The sequence below is a fragment of the Rhodococcus jostii RHA1 genome (genome assembly GCF_000014565.1).
Taxonomy (GTDB): domain Bacteria; phylum Actinomycetota; class Actinomycetes; order Mycobacteriales; family Mycobacteriaceae; genus Rhodococcus_F; species Rhodococcus_F jostii_A.
Genome location: NC_008268.1, coordinates 4,123,291 through 4,137,866, shown reverse-complemented (window position 1 = coordinate 4,137,866; position 14,576 = coordinate 4,123,291). Strand labels below are relative to the sequence as shown.

General features: G+C 68.4%; 15 protein-coding genes and 1 pseudogene. 6 read left to right on the top strand and 10 right to left on the bottom strand.

The genetic code is table 11. The annotated features are described in order from the left end of the window. Positions 1-47: 47 nt before the first annotated feature. The 8 genes and pseudogenes from RHA1_RS19100 to RHA1_RS19065 form a co-directional block, all read right to left on the bottom strand. Positions 48-1,023, bottom strand: a pseudogene (locus RHA1_RS19100) (2-hydroxyacid dehydrogenase). After that, complete coding sequence (gene gudD / locus RHA1_RS19095; protein ID WP_011596472.1) at positions 1,023-2,360, bottom strand: glucarate dehydratase; 1,338 nt, start codon at positions 2,358-2,360, stop codon at positions 1,023-1,025. The pseudogene RHA1_RS19100 and the gene gudD overlap by 1 nt, the downstream one beginning before the upstream one ends. Positions 2,361-2,480: 120 nt before the next feature. Then, complete coding sequence (locus RHA1_RS19090) at positions 2,481-3,197, bottom strand: sulfite exporter TauE/SafE family protein (protein WP_011596471.1); 717 nt, start codon at positions 3,195-3,197, stop codon at positions 2,481-2,483. Continuing rightward, positions 3,194-4,204, bottom strand: a complete 1,011-nt coding sequence (locus tag RHA1_RS19085; protein WP_011596470.1) for an ABC transporter ATP-binding protein — start codon at positions 4,202-4,204, stop codon at positions 3,194-3,196. The genes RHA1_RS19090 and RHA1_RS19085 overlap by 4 nt, the downstream gene beginning before the upstream one ends. Next, positions 4,197-5,225 (bottom strand): ABC transporter ATP-binding protein, encoded by a 1,029-nt coding sequence (locus RHA1_RS19080; RefSeq protein WP_011596469.1) that lies wholly within the window; start codon positions 5,223-5,225, stop codon positions 4,197-4,199. The genes RHA1_RS19085 and RHA1_RS19080 overlap by 8 nt, the downstream gene beginning before the upstream one ends. After that, on the bottom strand, positions 5,222-6,250 hold the full coding sequence (locus RHA1_RS19075; RefSeq protein ID WP_011596468.1) for an ABC transporter permease: 1,029 nt from the start codon (positions 6,248-6,250) through the stop codon (positions 5,222-5,224). The genes RHA1_RS19080 and RHA1_RS19075 overlap by 4 nt, the downstream gene beginning before the upstream one ends. 12 nt (positions 6,251-6,262) lie before the next feature. Beyond that, positions 6,263-7,189 carry an ABC transporter permease gene (locus tag RHA1_RS19070; RefSeq protein ID WP_011596467.1) on the bottom strand — a complete coding sequence of 309 codons (927 nt, stop codon included), beginning with the start codon at positions 7,187-7,189 and terminating at the stop codon, positions 6,263-6,265. Between the two features lie 68 nt (positions 7,190-7,257). Then, positions 7,258-8,841, bottom strand: a complete 1,584-nt coding sequence (locus tag RHA1_RS19065; protein WP_041811706.1) for an ABC transporter substrate-binding protein — start codon at positions 8,839-8,841, stop codon at positions 7,258-7,260. A 352-nt stretch (positions 8,842-9,193) separates the two neighbouring features. On the opposite strand from RHA1_RS19065, the gene RHA1_RS19060 reads away from it, so the two are divergent. The 6 genes from RHA1_RS19060 (at position 9,194) to RHA1_RS19040 (ending at position 13,470) form a co-directional block, all read left to right on the top strand. Further along, positions 9,194-10,198 (top strand): 2-hydroxyacid dehydrogenase, encoded by a 1,005-nt coding sequence (locus RHA1_RS19060; RefSeq protein ID WP_009477016.1) that lies wholly within the window; start codon positions 9,194-9,196, stop codon positions 10,196-10,198. After that, positions 10,195-10,590, top strand: a complete 396-nt coding sequence (locus tag RHA1_RS19055; RefSeq protein WP_011596465.1) for a universal stress protein — start codon at positions 10,195-10,197, stop codon at positions 10,588-10,590. Before RHA1_RS19060 ends, RHA1_RS19055 begins: the two co-directional genes overlap by 4 nt. Positions 10,591-10,630: 40 nt before the next feature. Continuing rightward, positions 10,631-10,936 carry an NHL repeat-containing protein gene (locus RHA1_RS49505; protein ID WP_011596464.1) on the top strand — a complete coding sequence of 102 codons (306 nt, stop codon included), beginning with the start codon at positions 10,631-10,633 and terminating at the stop codon, positions 10,934-10,936. 64 nt (positions 10,937-11,000) lie between these two features. After that, positions 11,001-11,456 (top strand): hypothetical protein, encoded by a 456-nt coding sequence (locus tag RHA1_RS19050; RefSeq protein WP_011596463.1) that lies wholly within the window; start codon positions 11,001-11,003, stop codon positions 11,454-11,456. A gap of 161 nt (positions 11,457-11,617) precedes the next feature. After that, positions 11,618-12,691 (top strand): alkene reductase, encoded by a 1,074-nt coding sequence (locus tag RHA1_RS19045; RefSeq protein ID WP_041811704.1) that lies wholly within the window; start codon positions 11,618-11,620, stop codon positions 12,689-12,691. Between the two features lie 389 nt (positions 12,692-13,080). Next, the gene (locus RHA1_RS19040; RefSeq protein WP_009477012.1) at positions 13,081-13,470 is read left to right on the top strand and encodes a hypothetical protein; all 390 of its coding nucleotides are present in this window, start codon (positions 13,081-13,083) and stop codon (positions 13,468-13,470) included. A gap of 28 nt (positions 13,471-13,498) precedes the next feature. Here RHA1_RS19040 and RHA1_RS19035 read toward each other — a convergent pair whose 3' ends face one another. Both RHA1_RS19035 and RHA1_RS19030 read right to left on the bottom strand, forming a co-directional pair. Continuing rightward, entirely contained in the window at positions 13,499-13,876 is a 378-nt protein-coding gene (locus tag RHA1_RS19035; protein ID WP_011596461.1) for a hypothetical protein, read from the bottom strand. Positions 13,877-13,909: 33 nt separating this feature from the next. Further along, positions 13,910-14,506 (bottom strand): TetR/AcrR family transcriptional regulator, encoded by a 597-nt coding sequence (locus RHA1_RS19030; protein WP_011596460.1) that lies wholly within the window; start codon positions 14,504-14,506, stop codon positions 13,910-13,912. Between the last annotated feature and the right edge of the window lie 70 nt (positions 14,507-14,576).

Genomic DNA, 14,576 nt, shown 5'->3' with positions numbered 1-14,576 from the left:
TCTATATAGGAACTCCTATATAGAAGGTCGCAAGACTGCGGCGGTCCTCAGCGACAAGTGCGCAGGACCGTCCGCCCCGTGTCCAGCCTGCGGATGTTGTCGGTGATGTCGCCGACGCGGCCGACGAACGTGTGGTCGGTGACGCCGGACGAGTGCGGGGTCATCAGGACGTTCGGCAGGTCGCGGAACGGCAGCGCGCTCGGGGCGCCGTGACCGCCGGCGTCGGGGTAGGAGTACCAGACGTCGATCGCCGCGGCCGCGATCCGGTGCGACGCCAGCGCGTCGTACAGCGGTTGTTCCTGGACGAGGGGGCCGCGCCCGACGTTGATCAGGATGCCGTCGGGGCCGAGCGCGTCGAGTTCCGCGCCGCCGATCATGTCGCGAGTGTGATCGTTCAGGGGTGCGGACACCACCACGACGTCGGACTCCGCCATAAGCCGGAGCAGCGACGTGTTGCCCCCTGCCCAGGCGAGGCCTTCCGCGTCGGCGTCGAGATTTTCCCCGCCCGGTCACGGCGCAGCCCTCGGACCCGAGCGCGCGCAGCAGGTTCCACGACCGCCGGCCGATGTGACCGAAGCCGACGAATCCGACCCGCGCGCCCCGCATCGACCGGCACTGCGCGATCGCGTCGTCGTACACCGAGGTGGCCCACACGTCGCCACGGAGGGCGCGATCGTGCCGGAGGAATCCGCGGCGCAGCATCAGTGCCGCCGACACGATGTACTCGGCGATCGAGTCCTCGTGGTGGAAGGTGTTGGCCACCAGGGTGTCCGCGAGGAGCGCGTCGAACGCCACGTTGTCGGTGCCCGCGCCGGCGACGTGCAGCAGGCGCAGCTTCGGCGCCGCGGCCGCCATCGCGGCGGTGAACCGGCCGCCGACATAGACGTCGGCGTCGGCGAGGTCGGCGACGATGGCCGACTCGTCGAATGTCCGATGCCACGACACCGTCGCACCGGACGGCAGCCCCGACTCGAACAGTTCGCGATGCGGCAGCAGATTCCGGTCGCCGACGACGACCTTCATCAGGTGCGCACCAACGCCGGGCGCTTGCTGTCGAACGTCCAGCCGGGCACCAGGAACTGCATGCCGATCGAGTCGTCGCGCGCGCCGAGCCCCTTCTGCCGGTACAGCTCGTGGGCGGCCTCGACGCGGTCCATGTCGAGTTCGACACCGAGGCCGGGGGTCGACGGCACGGTGAGGTAACCGTCTTCGATCTCGAACGGGTCCTTGGTGATCCGCTGACCGTCCTGCCAGATCCAGTGGGTGTCGATGGCGGTGATGTCGCCCGGAGCCGCGGCCGCGACATGGGTGAACATCGCGAGCGACACGTCGAAGTGGTTGTTGGAATGCGAACCCCACGTGAGGCCCCACGCGTCGCAGAGCTGGGCGACGCGGACGGATCCGTTCATGGTCCAGAAGTGCGGGTCGGCGAGCGGGATGTCGACGGCGCCGGAGCGGATGGTGTGTCCCATCTCGCGCCAGTCGGTGGCGATCATGTTGGTGGCTGTCGGCAGTCCGGTGGCGCGCTTGAATTCGCTCATCACCTCGCGACCGGAGAAGCTGCCCTCGGGCCCGACGGGATCCTCGGCATACGCGAGAACGTCTTTCAGTCCGCGGCAGGTCTCGATCGCCTCCGACAGCAGCCAGCCGCCGTTGGGGTCGAGGGTGATCCGGGCGTCGGGGAATCGCTCGGCCAGCGCCGTGACGGCCGCCGCCTCCTCGCGGGGTGCCAGGACGCCGCCCTTGAGCTTGAAGTCGGCGAAGCCGTATCGCGCCTGGGCCGCCTCGGCCAGTCGCACGACCGCGTCCGGTGTCAGCGCCTCCTCGTGCCGCAGTCGCAGCCAGTCGTCGGACTCCGCCGCACCCGACTGGTACTCGAGGTCGGTCTTGTTCCGGTCGCCGACGAAGAAGAGGTAGCCGAGCGCCTGCACCTTCTCGCGCTGCTGACCCTCGCCGAGCAGGGCCGCGACGGGAACGCCGAGGTGCTGCCCGAGCACGTCGAGGAGTGCCGACTCGACGGCGGTGACGGCGTGGATCGCGACACGGAGGTCGAACGTCTGGTTGCCGCGGCCCGCGGCGTCCCGGTCGGCGAACGTGCGCCGCAGATCGGCGAGAACGCAGTTGTACTCGCCGATGCTGCGGCCTGTCACGATGGCGCGGGCGTCCTCGAGGGTACGGCGGATCGGTTCACCGCCGGGCACCTCGCCGACACCGGTGTTGCCGTCGGAATCGGTGAGGATCACCAGGTTCCGGGTGAAGTACGGGGCATGCGCGCCGGACAGGTTCAGGAGCATGCTGTCGTGTCCCGCGATCGGGACCACTCGCATGTCGGTGACGACCGGGGTGCTCGTTGTACTCATCTCCGAAAACCTTCCTTCACAGCGCAGCGCCGCCCGTGAGGCGCTCACAACCAAAACTCTAAGTTGCCCGATCGATACATGTCCAAGACTTGTTGAGCATCGAACGATGCAGACACTGCATCACAGAAGTTGCTGTCCGATCAGCATCAACGCACCCACGCAGGACACCGTGATCGACGCCCGGCGCAGGCGTGCAGCGTCCAGGTGGCGATTCACGAACCGCGACGCCACGTAGCCGAGCACCGTCGCCGGGGTCAGCAGCAGGAACATCACCGCCGACTCGCGGTGCACCGACCCCGTCGCGGCGAGAACGGCCACCGACAGCGTGGAGCCCACCAGGAAGAACGCGCTCATGTTGCCGCGCAGCTGCGCCCCCTTCGACCCCTGCATCACCAGGGCCATCGGCGGTCCGCCGATGGAGGTGGCCGTGCCGAGCAGCCCCGACGCGGCGCCGGCGACGGCGAGGTTCCGGCGCCGCGGCGGCGGTGCCCAGCCCAGCGTCGCGAAGACGACCCCGGCCAGCACCACGGCGGCGAGCAGCAGCGACAGCCCCCGTTCCGGCAGCACCACCAGCAGCAACGCGCCCGCGATCGTGCCCGGCACCCGGCCGGCCAGCGCCCACCCGGTGCCCGACAGATCGAGGGCGTCGCGTTCCCGCCACACCACCATCACCGTGACGACCGTCGCCGTCATGATCAGCGTCCCGGGCAGCAGGCCCGGGTCGACGAGCGCGACGACGGGTGCCGCGAGCATGCCCATCCCGAATCCGATCGAGGCCTGCATGCACGAGGCGAGAAAGACGGCGAACGCGATGATCGCGAACTCTGCCCCGCTCACCCGACCGCGACGGGGACGCCGAGTTCGACCGGACGCCGGGGATGGTGGCATTCGGCGACGTGGCCGCTCTCGCGCTCGTCGACCGCTGCAGGTGGCGCGGTGCTCGCACAGATGTCGGTCGCGTGGGCGCAGCGGGTCCGGAACCGGCAGCCCGACGGCGGGTTCAGCGGCGACGGCACTTCACCGTCGAGGATGATCCGCTTGCCGCGGGAAGCGGCGTCCAGCTTCGGTGCCGCCGACATCAGGGCCTCGGTGTACGGGTGGGCGGGACGGTCGAAGACGGCGTCCGTCGCACCGGTCTCCACGATCCGTCCCAGGTACATCACGGCGACGCGGTCGGCGACGTGCCGGACCACCGACAGGTCGTGCGAGATGAACACGTACGAGATGCCGAGTTGCTTCTGCAGGTCGTTCAGCAGGTTGAGCACCTGGGCCTGCACCGACAGGTCGAGCGCCGACACGGGTTCGTCGCAGATGACGACGCTCGGGTTCAGCGCCAGGGCGCGGGCGATTCCGAGTCGCTGCCGCTGACCGCCGGAGAACTCCTGCGGGTACCGGTGCTCGTCGCTCGGCCGCAGCCCCACCAGGTGCAGCAGTTCCCGCACCCGCGCCGCCCGGTCGCGGCTCGTCTTGTACATCGCCTTGTGGGTGCGCCACGGCTCGGCGATGATGTCGGCCGCCGACATCCGGGAGTTCAGCGACGCGTACGGGTCCTGGAACACCATCTGCACCCGGCGGCGCAACGCGAGCAGGTCCTTGCCCTTCAGCGAGAACGGGTCGACGCCGTCCCACGTCACCGAACCGGAGTCGGGGCGCTCGAGCATCATCAGCGTGCGGGCGAGAGTGGACTTGCCACAGCCCGATTCGCCGACGAGCCCGAGCGTTTCGCCGCGGGCGAGGTCGAGGTCGATGCCGTCGAGCGCGCGCAACTGATTCTTGCCCGCCGCGTTGGCAGGCACCTTGAACGTCTTGGTGAGGCCCCGCACCTTCAGAATCGACTCAGACATGCGAGATCTCCTCGGGGAAGTGGCACGCCGAGCGGCGACCGGGTGTGGCGACGTCGGCGAGCGGTGGGCGGGTGGTGCGGCACAGGTCGCGGGCCAGCGGGCAGCGCGCCTGGTAGACGCAGCCGGACGGAATGGAGTGCAGGTCGGGCGGGGTGCCGCCGATGGATTTCAGGTCCTCGCCGCGGACCGCGTGCACGGGAACCGAATCGAGCAGGCCCTTGGTGTACGGGTGCTGCGGCGACGAGAAGACCTCGGCGACCGGGCCCGTCTCGACGACGTTGCCCGCGTACATGATCGCGACGCGGTCGGCCTCCTCCGCGACGAGCGCGAGATCGTGGGTGATGAGGATGACGGCCATGTCGTGCTCGGTGCGCAGATCCCGCAGCAGCGACATGATCTGTGCCTGCACCGTGACGTCGAGTGCCGTCGTCGGCTCGTCGGCGAGCAGGACCGTCGGGCTCAGTGCGACGGCCATCGCGATCAGTAGGCGCTGCCGCATGCCGCCGGAGAACTGGTGCGGGTAGGAGTCGACGCGCGATTCGGGCTCGGGAATCCCGACCCTCTCCATCAGCGAGATCGCCTCCCGTCGCGCCTCTTTCGAGGACAGCCCGCGATGGATGCGGAACGGTTCGGCCAACTGCTTGCCGACCGTGTAGACCGGGTTGAGCGCGGTCAGCGCGTCCTGGAACACGATGGCCAGTTCGGTGGCGGCGAGGGTGCGGCGGGTCCTGGCCTTCGCCGTCACCAGGTCGACGTCGCCGAGACGGACCGAACCGTCGGTGATGTCGGCGATCGGTTCGAGCAGGCCGACGAGCGCCTGCGCGGTCATCGACTTGCCGCAACCCGACTCACCGAGCAACGCGAGGGTCTCGCCGCGCCGCGCGGTGAACGACACGTGGTCGACGGCCCGGACCGTACCCGAGGGGGTACGCAGATCGACGGTCAGATCCGCGACCTCGAGGGCGACGCGGTCGGTGTCTGCGACGTCGGGCGATTCGACAGCCGGTGCGGGTGCACTCATGAGACGACCTTTCGGGTGGGGAACAGCCGGGAGCGGCGCGACCGCGGGACGGTCAGACGCCAGCGCTGGGCGGGGTCGGTGGCGATCCGGGCCCACGCCGCGAGCACGGTCGCCGACACGGTGGTGATCACGATGGCGAGGCCGGGGAAGAACGACAGCCACCACGCCGTCTGCAGGTACGTCCGGCCCTGGGACACCATCAGGCCCCAGCTGATGTCCGGCGGCTGGATGCCGATGCCCAGGAAGCTCAGCGACGACTCGGCGAGCATCACGTAGCAGAAGTCGAGGGTGGCGACGGTGAGCAGCGTCGGCAGCAGGATGGGGAACACGTGCCTGCGGATGACGGCACCGCTGCGGGCGCCGAACGTGCGGGCGGCGTCCACGAACAACCGGCTCTGCAGTTCCGCCGACTCCGCGCGGGCGGTGCGGAGGTAGATCGGGATGCGGGTGATGGCCAGTACCAGGACGATGTTCGCGGCGCTGGGCGAGAACACGTAGAGGACGACGACGGCCATCAGCAGCGATGGGAAGCTCATGATGACGTCGGCGACGCGCATCGCCGTCGTCTCCCGCCAGCCGCGGTGGTAGCCCGCCCACATGCCGACGAGGGACCCGATGATGCAGGACAGCGCGACCGCGGGCAGCGCCACCAGGAGGGTGGTGCGGCACGCGACGATCAGGCGGGCGAGCATGCTGCGTCCGAGCGGGTCGGTGCCGAGGATGTTCATCCACCCGTTCGCCACGTGGAACGGCGCGAGGTTGGACTGGTCGAGGTTCTGATCCGTCGCGGCGTCGCCGACGAGCCACGGGCCGAAGACGGCGACGAGGAACACGAACACCAGGATCGCCGCCGCGACCGTGGCCATCCGGTCGCGCAGGAGCAGTCGCCACAACGGCGCCTTGCTCCGGGACGGTTTCGGTGCCGGAACGGTTTCTTCGACGGGGACCGCGACGGCGGGCGTCTCGTCGGGGCCCGGGTAGACGTCGCCGGCTCCGTCCAGGCGGGGTGCGTTGTCTATGGACATGTCGGCGGCCTCCTAGACCTTGGACTTCTCACGGACACGCGCGTCGAGAAGTGCGTAGCCCGCGTCGATCAGGATGTTGAGCACGAAGATGCTGACCGCGGTCAGCAGCACCGCCGCCTGCAGGACCGCAAAATCGCGCTGCAGGATCGCGTCGATCATCAGCTTGCCGATGCCGGGCCAGCCGAAGATCGCCTCGACGACGACGGCGCCGTTGACCAGTCCGACGGTGAGGTCGCCGGCCACCGTCAGCGCCGGAGCCGCGGCGTTGCGGAGCGCGTGATGGGTGACGACGCGCAGATCGCCGGCGCCCTTGCTCCGGGCCAGTCGTACGTATGGTGCGGACAGCGCCGACACCATCGCACCGCGGACCACCTGGGTGAGCACGCCGAGCGGCCGGATCAGCAGGGTGGCGATCGGCAGGATCCACGACAGCGCGCTTCCGGTACCCGACGTGGGCAGCACCCCCAGCACCACCGCGAAGATCCACACTCCGGTGATGGCGAACCAGAAGTCGGGGATGCTGGCCGCGGTCATCGACAGCAGGCTCGAGATCCGGTCGGCGAGCGAATTCGGCCGGTACGCCGCCCAGCAACCGATCACGATGGCGCCGATGATCGCCAGCAGCATCGTGAAGAACGCCAGCTGCAGCGTGGCCGGGAACGCCCGCAACGCCATGGTCGCGGCGGATTCACCGGTGCGCAGCGACTCGCCGAAGTCGAGGTGGACGACCCCGGACAGGTAGTCGGCCATCTGGCTCAGCACCGGCTTGTCGAGGCCGTTCTCGGCCGCGAACTCGGCGCGCTGATCCGGTGTCGCGGAGACCGGGAGGTAGAGGTTGGTCGGGTCGCCGGTGAGACGGGCGAGCAGGAACACACCGAAGAGGACGACGAGGAGGGGTACGAGGCTGGTGTAGACGCGTCGGCGCAGGAAGGCGAACATGACTCACCGCCTTCGGATCGGGTTCGGTTGGGACATCTCAGTTCCTCCGGGGGGCTGGGAAGAGTGGGTTAGCCGTTCGCGGATGTGTCCGCGTGGGTCATCTCGCTCAGGCGCATCTCGTCGCCGGTCGCGGAGTTGGGCGCGTACTGCACGGTCGGGGACTTGGCGAGCACCGCGTTCATGTGGGCGATGTACGCGAACTGCCGGATCTCCTTCGGTTCGTTGGCCAGTACCGAGGCGAACGCGTCCTGACGGGCGTCGCCGACGAGTTGCTCGGCGGCGTCGATCTGCGCGTCGTATCCGGGCGAACCGAAGTAGCTCTGATATCCGTCGCTGCGCATGTACTGGTCGACGGTGAACTGCGCGTCACCCGCCTGGTTGCCGTGCTGGATCATCAGCAGAATCGGTCCGGTGCCCTGCGGGAACGGCCGGATCTGGTACTGCATCTGCCCGGCCGTGTCCATCATCTCGATCTTCACGTTCAGGCCGGCCTTGCTCAGCGAGTTCTGGATGACCTCGATGGTCTCGTTGATCTTCGGGAACTGGCCCGTGCGCCCGATCAGGCGGATCTGGTTGTCGACGGGAACGCCGTCGGACTTGGCCTCCGCCACCAGTTGCGCGGCGCGATCGGAGTCGTAGAGGGTCGGCTGCAGGCCGGGGTCGAACCCGACGATGCTGCTGCCGACAAGTTGCCCGGCCGGCTCGCCGAGACCCTGGAACAGTGCCTTGACGATCCCCGCCCGGTTGACGGAGAGGTCGATGGCCTCGCGGACGCGGTAATCGTCGAGCGGCGGTTCGGTGGCCATCATGCGCAGCGCCGTCGTCTCGTTGTTGGGGTAGGCGACACCGAGGTCGCCCGCGCCGTCCTCCGGACCGAGGTACGTGGCGAGTTCGGCCTCGTCGTTGGTGACCATCGCGGCCCGGACGCTGCCCTCGGTCCGCCACTGGTAGATCGCCCGCGTGTACTCGGGCGCCGGGCCCCAGTACGTGTCGTTGCGGACCAGCGCGAGTCGCTGCCCGTGATCCCAGTAGTCGATCTCGTAGGGGCCGGTGCCGATGGGATCGCGCACCTTGTCCTGCGCGTCGGTGGTGGAGGGCACCATCTCCACGAACGAGATCCGCAGCGGAAGGATCGGGTCGGCGACGGGAGTCTGCACCGTCACGGTCGACGAGTCGATGGCGTTCACCTCGAGTTCGTCGTCGCCGAAGACGTACCCGTCGACGTCGCAGCCGATGGTGGAGTTGACGGTGCGATCGATCGAGAAGGCGGCGTCCTCGGCATCGAAGACGCTGCCGTCGCTGAACGTGACGCCCGGACGGATCCGGAACGTCCAGACGGTGTCCGACGTCTGCTCCCACGAGTCGGCGAGCTTCGGTTCGAGATCGCCGGTATCGGCGTTGCGTTCCACCAGCGGCTCGGTGATGTTGGAGCGGACGACGACTCCGGTAGAGGTCAGTGACGCGTCGCAGGGTTCGAGCGTGGGCGGCTCCTGCGGGAGCACGATCCGCAACGTGTCGGGGCTGGCGGCGTCGCTGTGGCTCGAATTGGCCACCGAGCAACCTGTGACCAGAGCCGGCACCGTCAGTGCGGCGGTGGCCACGACGACGGCGCGGTAACGGGTTCCCTGCTGCAGCGAACGTGCAGGGCTCATGGTGTCCTCCGTAGGGATGTGTCGCGTACTCGACGCGAGTGAAGAGGGCCCGCCTGTGACGGTAGACACACGCTATGAGCGGCCCGAAGGAGCGTCAACAGGGGGAAACGGCCCGAAACAGCTCGTGAGGGCCGTCACACGCACAATTGATGGAGACTGCGATCACGCCGGCAGGCCCCTGACCGGCACATACAGGGAGTTTCGACATCTGCGCACGTCAACGCTCCGCCGACCAATGCCGTTTGAGTATCGATCCATGTTATTTACGTGTTGGACAGGTATTCCGGGCGCCGCTTAACGTACGGGTAACCGGTGACGCGGAGAGTCGCGTCACCACTCGTCAGGAGGCACGATGGTGACCACTGAGTCGTCCGTGAAAGAAGCTGCTGTACAGACTGTTTCGGGAGGACGCGTCCTGAAGGTCGGGCCGCTGAAGCCGTCCCTCACCGCGACGCTCTCCGAGAAGTACGACGCACTCGACCTCCCGCTGGGCGAAGACCGCACCGGCTTTCTCGCCGAGCACGGCGAGTCCGTCACCGCGGTCGTGACGTCCGGTCGCACCGGAGTCGACGCCGCACTGATGACGGACCTACCGAACCTCGGTGCCATCGTGCACTTCGGAGTCGGTTACGACACAACCGATGTCGTGCTCGCCGAGGAACTCGGAATCGGCGTGAGCAACACCCCCGACGTCCTCACCGACTGCGTGGCCGACACCGCCGTCGGACTGCTGATCGACACGCTCCGCGGGTTCTCCGCCGCCGACCGCTTCGTGCGCGACGGCCGCTGGCCCGCAGAGGGCAACTTCCCCCTCACCCGGAAGGTGAGCGGCACGCGGGTCGGCATCGTCGGGCTGGGACGCATCGGCTCCGCCATCGCCACCCGCCTCACCGGCTTCGGCTGCACGATCTCGTACCACAATCGGCGCGAGGTTCCCGGCTCCCCGTTCTCGTACGTCGGCTCGGCCGCCGCACTCGCCGCCGGGGTGGATGTGCTGATCGTCGCCGCAGCAGGCGGCAAGGGCACCGAAAAGCTCGTGGACCGAACGGTTCTCGAAGCCCTCGGGCCCGACGGCTACCTGATCAACGTGGCGCGCGGAAGCGTCGTCGACGAGGACGCGCTCGTCGAACTGCTCACCGGACGCAAGCTCGCCGGTGCCGGACTGGACGTATTCGCCCGCGAACCGCACGTGCCCGAAGCGCTGCTCGCCCTCGACACCGTCGTCCTCCTCCCCCACGTCGCGAGCGGCACGACCGAGACCCGGGCCGCGATGGAGGCTCTCACGCTGCAGAACCTCGACGAATACCTCGCCCAGGGCACCCTGACCACTCCCGTACTCGAGCCGAGGTCACGATGAGCGTCATTCTCAGCTACGTTCCGACAGTCGAAGGTCGCGGTGCCCTGGCCTTCGGATTCGCCGAAGCCCGCATGCGCGCAACCGATCTCGTCGTGATCGCGGACGGCGACAGCGCCTCGAATCCCGGGTTCGGGGCCGAACTGCACTCCGCGAGGGAGGAAGCGGACGCCGCCGGCGTCGACTACCGCATCGCACGGAACGAACCCGACCGCTCCCACGCCGACAACCTCATCGACGCGTCCTACGACTCCGCCGCCGAGCTCCTCGTCCTCGGCATGCGACGACGCTCCCCCGTCGGCAAACTCCTCATGGGCAGCGTCGCCCAGCGTGTGCTCCTCGAGGCGCAGTGCCCGGTCGTCGGAGTCAAGCCGCCCGTCGCAGCAGAGGTCTGAGCGGCACGGACGTCCTGCCCTAACCCCGGCGGATCGCACAGTGACGGGTTGTATTCTTCCGGACACGGGCCAGGAGAGGACTTGCCGACGCGCCGATCACCGTTCACCCGCTCGTCCGTCGGGCGGTCGTCACGACCGGCCCACCACCCTCGCCACCGGCCTGGGCAACGCGTTCGATGTGGCGGTGTCCGGCGGGACGCACTACGTCACCGAGTTCGATTCGGGCACCGTGGTCGCCCTGCCCGCCGCCGGCGGCACCGTCCTGGCCACCGGACTCGACCAGCCGTTTTCTGTCGCGGCCGCCGCGGCATGCACGGGTTCTCTGTGCATTCCGTTCGGCTGTTAGGGCCGTGACGCCCTCGGCCCCATCCGCAAACCTGACGGCGCCGAATACCTGCCGTGGGACAGCCATGATCGATGGGCCTCAGCGCGCCGACGGCGCGGAACTGGGCGGTCGCCTCCTGACGTTGGTCGGCGACCGCGACTTCCACGCGCTCGCACCCGAGATCTCCCAGCTCGCGTGCGACCACAGCAGCGACCGGTCGGCGTTCACGGCGGTCGTGGCGTGGATCGTCACGACCATCGCCGACCTCATCGCGGATCCGGCCTCGAGCGTCACCGACGCCGTCGACAGCTTCATCAGCGTCGTACCCGTCGTGCACGACACCGCAGAGTTGAACGAGGAATTGCCCGCGCCCGCCGAGTGGCTGTTCACCGCCGTCGTGAGACACCTGCAGAGCAGGCACCGGGCAGGATCCGATCCCCCGCCGCCCGTGCCTGCCGACACCGCACTCATTCGCATGCAGGCCCTCGTCGAAGCCTTGCTCTGGCTCGACGCCCTGCTCGAATGCGACCACAGCCTGTAGGCGAGCGCAATTCCCCGACTCGGGGACGGTGCCCTCACAGTGACGGCCGTCACGAGTCGGAATAGCCCGACCCGTAGGCCCGTTCCCCCAGTGGATCCCGATCCTGCGCGGCGGCACCGAGAACGGAGCTGCCGAACACGCCTACGGAAAGACCGATATCTGTGAATCTCTTCTCCCCCTTGACACTCGGCGAACTCGAACTGCCCAATCGGGTCGTGATGGCACCCCTGACCCGCGTCCGCTCCGGGCGTGACGGTGTGCCCGGACCGCTGGTGGTCGAGCACTACCGTCAGCGGGCCTCTCTCGGTCTGATCGTCGGTGAAGGCACCTACCCCAGCCACGCCGGCCAGGGCTTCCCCGGCCAGCCCGGGCTGGTGACACCCCCGCAGGTTGCGGGCTGGAAGAACGTCGCCGACGCCGTGCATGGAGCCGGTGGACGGATCGTCGCCCAGGTCATGCACGCCGGCCGCGTCACGCACGAGGGAACCACCGGCGGTCACGAGGTAGTCGGCCCGAGCGCCGTCGCCATCGACGGTGAGACCCGCACATACGAGGGGAAGGAGCCGTACCCGGTGCCCCGCGCGCTGCGTACCGAGGAACTTCCCGCCGTCATCGAGGAGTTCGTCCAGGCGTCGCGGAACGCGGTGGCAGCCGGGATGGACGGGGTCGAAATCCACGCCGCCAACGGCTACCTGCTGCACGAATTCCTCTCCCCGGCGTCCAACCTGCGTGAGGACGCGTACGGCGGCTCCCCCACGAACCGGGCACGCTTCGTCGTCGAGGTGGTCGAGGCCGTGGCCGACGCCATCGGCGCAGGCCGGGTGGGTATCCGCATCTCACCCGAACACAACATCCAGGACGCCCTGGAACTGGACGCCGACGACGTTCGGGCCACCTACGGCGCGCTGGTCGACGCCATTGCTCCGTTGAAGCCCGCCTACCTGAGCATTCTGCACAAGGACCCGTCCGGGCCCCTTGCGCAGGACCTGCGGACGCGCTTCGGCGGTCCGGTGCTGATCAACAGTGGTTTCGGAGCAGTCACCACCCGCGACGAGGCGCTGGCCATCCTCGACGACGGCCACGCCGATGCCGTCGTCGTCGGGCGTCCCGCGATCGCCAACCCGGATCTCGTGCGGCGCTGGCAGGAAGACCTGCCGCTCAACACCCCGGACCCCGAGACCTTCTACTCGGAAGGCGCGAAGGGCTACACCGACTACCCGGTGTTGCAGCACTGAGCCGACCCGCAGGACGACACGTTGTGGCCCATGACCCCAGGTCATGGGCCACAACGCTGTCCGGCGGACGCCCCCGTGTCGCGTATCCGGTTCCGGCACCGTACGGTTAGTCGTAGTTGAGTACACAGCTACCGCAGTTCACGGACCGCCCGACGCGTCCGTGCTCTGATCGGGCGTACCAACTGTGCACGCTGTGCCAGGACGCCCACCTCGAAGGTGGCCGACAGTGAGAGCACCACACCGCACGACGCTCTCGCAGCCGAAGCTCCCGACGAACAGCTTTACTTCTATCTTCTCGTGACCTGTCGGAGGAACTGCATTTCCGGACCACTGAACTCCGGGCCTGCTCTGCCGCGGCGACGCTCACAGAAGTTGAAAGGTGATCGTTCATGCCACTCACCGTGGAGCACACCACCCGTTACGCCGATGCCCTCATGACGCTGGCCCTGGCCGCGCACCGCCCAGCCACCGTCGTCAACACCGGCACCGGCTATGCCGTCCGGGTCGATTTCGAGCGCGGCATTCACCTGCTCGCCACCAACGCACCGGGGGATCTCAGTTCCGATCCGGACGCGCAGAACCCGTGGGTGGTGACTTTCTTCCAGAAGCAGCCCGCCGCCGAAGACACCCAACTCGTGACGGTGACCGGGGAATGGCTCGTCGACGCATTCGATCAGGCTCTCGCCATGATGCCGATTTCGGGGATCGCCGACGACCCGAAGGCGCAGCCCGCCGAGCTGCGCCTCGTCGGCACCGACGTTCACGATCTCGCTCGGTAACACCGCCTGACGGGGCCGCGTCCATCCGTCACCGCCCGGCAGCAGACCGTCTACCCCCTCCGGGTAGGCGGTCTGCGAGTCTCCCCAGCCGCTCGACCGCGGGCAGCGCCTGCGCGATCTTCTCCGCGTCGCGGGCGATGATCTCGGCGCTCCGGTCGATGCCCTTTGCGCTCACGGCGAGCCCCTCCGCTGTCTCCGCGATCTGCTTGGCGGCGTCCAGCAGTTCGGACAGGTCGTCGGCCGCGGGCCCCAGACGGTCGATCAGCACCCCGATCTGGCGTACTCGGAGCATCACCGTCCTGAAGCCGCGTTCCCACTCGCGGATCTCGCTCGAGACGTTCTGCAGGATCTTGATGGGAGGCTCCTTTTCGGTGCTCGGCGGCCGGGCCTGGCGACGCGAATCCAACCTATCTGTTACTCCCAGTTTCCCATACCCTGCCTAGCCATTCAGATCGTGTCCGGTGGCCGCGCGCGCGTAGGAGTGGAGGCTGGCGATCACCTCGGCGCGGCTGCGACGGCCGGCCAGCACCTCCATCTGATAGCCGTCCTCCATGGCCACGAAATTCGCTGCGAGCAGGCGCGGCGGGTCGGTGAGCGTGAAGTGACCCTGAGTCTGCCCGATGACGAGAATGCCGTAGTAGACGGCGATTTGGCGCTCGGTCAGCGAACTGTCCAGGGCCGCCGCCTTGGCGTCGCGCAGCGATCGAGGCCAGCACTCGAACAGCAGTCGGACCAGTTCGTCGTCCGGTCCGCTCGCGACCCCGTGGTCGATGCAGGCCCGGAGGCGGTCGCGCGCGTCGGGGAACTGGTCGGCGACGCGCTCGCGCTCCTGGCTGAACCGTTCGATGGCCCGCTGATACGTCTCGTAGATCAACGCGTCCAGGTCGCCGTAGTAGAGCACCGCCGCAGGGGTGACCCCGGCCTGCTCCGCGATGTCACGAAGACGCACCCCCTCCAGTCCGCGCGCGAGCACCGCCCGCTGGACGGCCTCACCGAGTTCGGCCCGGCGGGCCCCCTGATCCTTCTTCCGCGCCACTGCCCTCGCTCCGCTCTTCCCCGGTTTCTATATGGAGATTTAGACAATACCTTCCCAGCTATTGACACGT

What these genes read in the sequence shown, in the direction of transcription:
- RHA1_RS19080 (WP_011596469.1), bottom strand. Translation starts at nt 5,225, where the DNA reads ATGAGTGCACCCGCACCGGCTGTCGAATCGCCCGACGTCGCAGACACC.
- RHA1_RS19070 (WP_011596467.1), bottom strand. Translation starts at nt 7,189, where the DNA reads ATGTTCGCCTTCCTGCGCCGACGCGTCTACACCAGCCTCGTACCCCTC.
- RHA1_RS19060 (WP_009477016.1), top strand. Translation starts at nt 9,194, where the DNA reads ATGGTGACCACTGAGTCGTCCGTGAAAGAAGCTGCTGTACAGACTGTT.
- RHA1_RS19065 (WP_041811706.1), bottom strand. Translation starts at nt 8,841, where the DNA reads ATGAGCCCTGCACGTTCGCTGCAGCAGGGAACCCGTTACCGCGCCGTC.
- RHA1_RS19055 (WP_011596465.1), top strand. Translation starts at nt 10,195, where the DNA reads ATGAGCGTCATTCTCAGCTACGTTCCGACAGTCGAAGGTCGCGGTGCC.
- RHA1_RS19040 (WP_009477012.1), top strand. Translation starts at nt 13,081, where the DNA reads ATGCCACTCACCGTGGAGCACACCACCCGTTACGCCGATGCCCTCATG.
- RHA1_RS19050 (WP_011596463.1), top strand. Translation starts at nt 11,001, where the DNA reads ATGATCGATGGGCCTCAGCGCGCCGACGGCGCGGAACTGGGCGGTCGC.
- RHA1_RS19075 (WP_011596468.1), bottom strand. Translation starts at nt 6,250, where the DNA reads ATGTCCATAGACAACGCACCCCGCCTGGACGGAGCCGGCGACGTCTAC.
- gudD (WP_011596472.1), bottom strand. Translation starts at nt 2,360, where the DNA reads ATGAGTACAACGAGCACCCCGGTCGTCACCGACATGCGAGTGGTCCCG.
- RHA1_RS19085 (WP_011596470.1), bottom strand. Translation starts at nt 4,204, where the DNA reads ATGTCTGAGTCGATTCTGAAGGTGCGGGGCCTCACCAAGACGTTCAAG.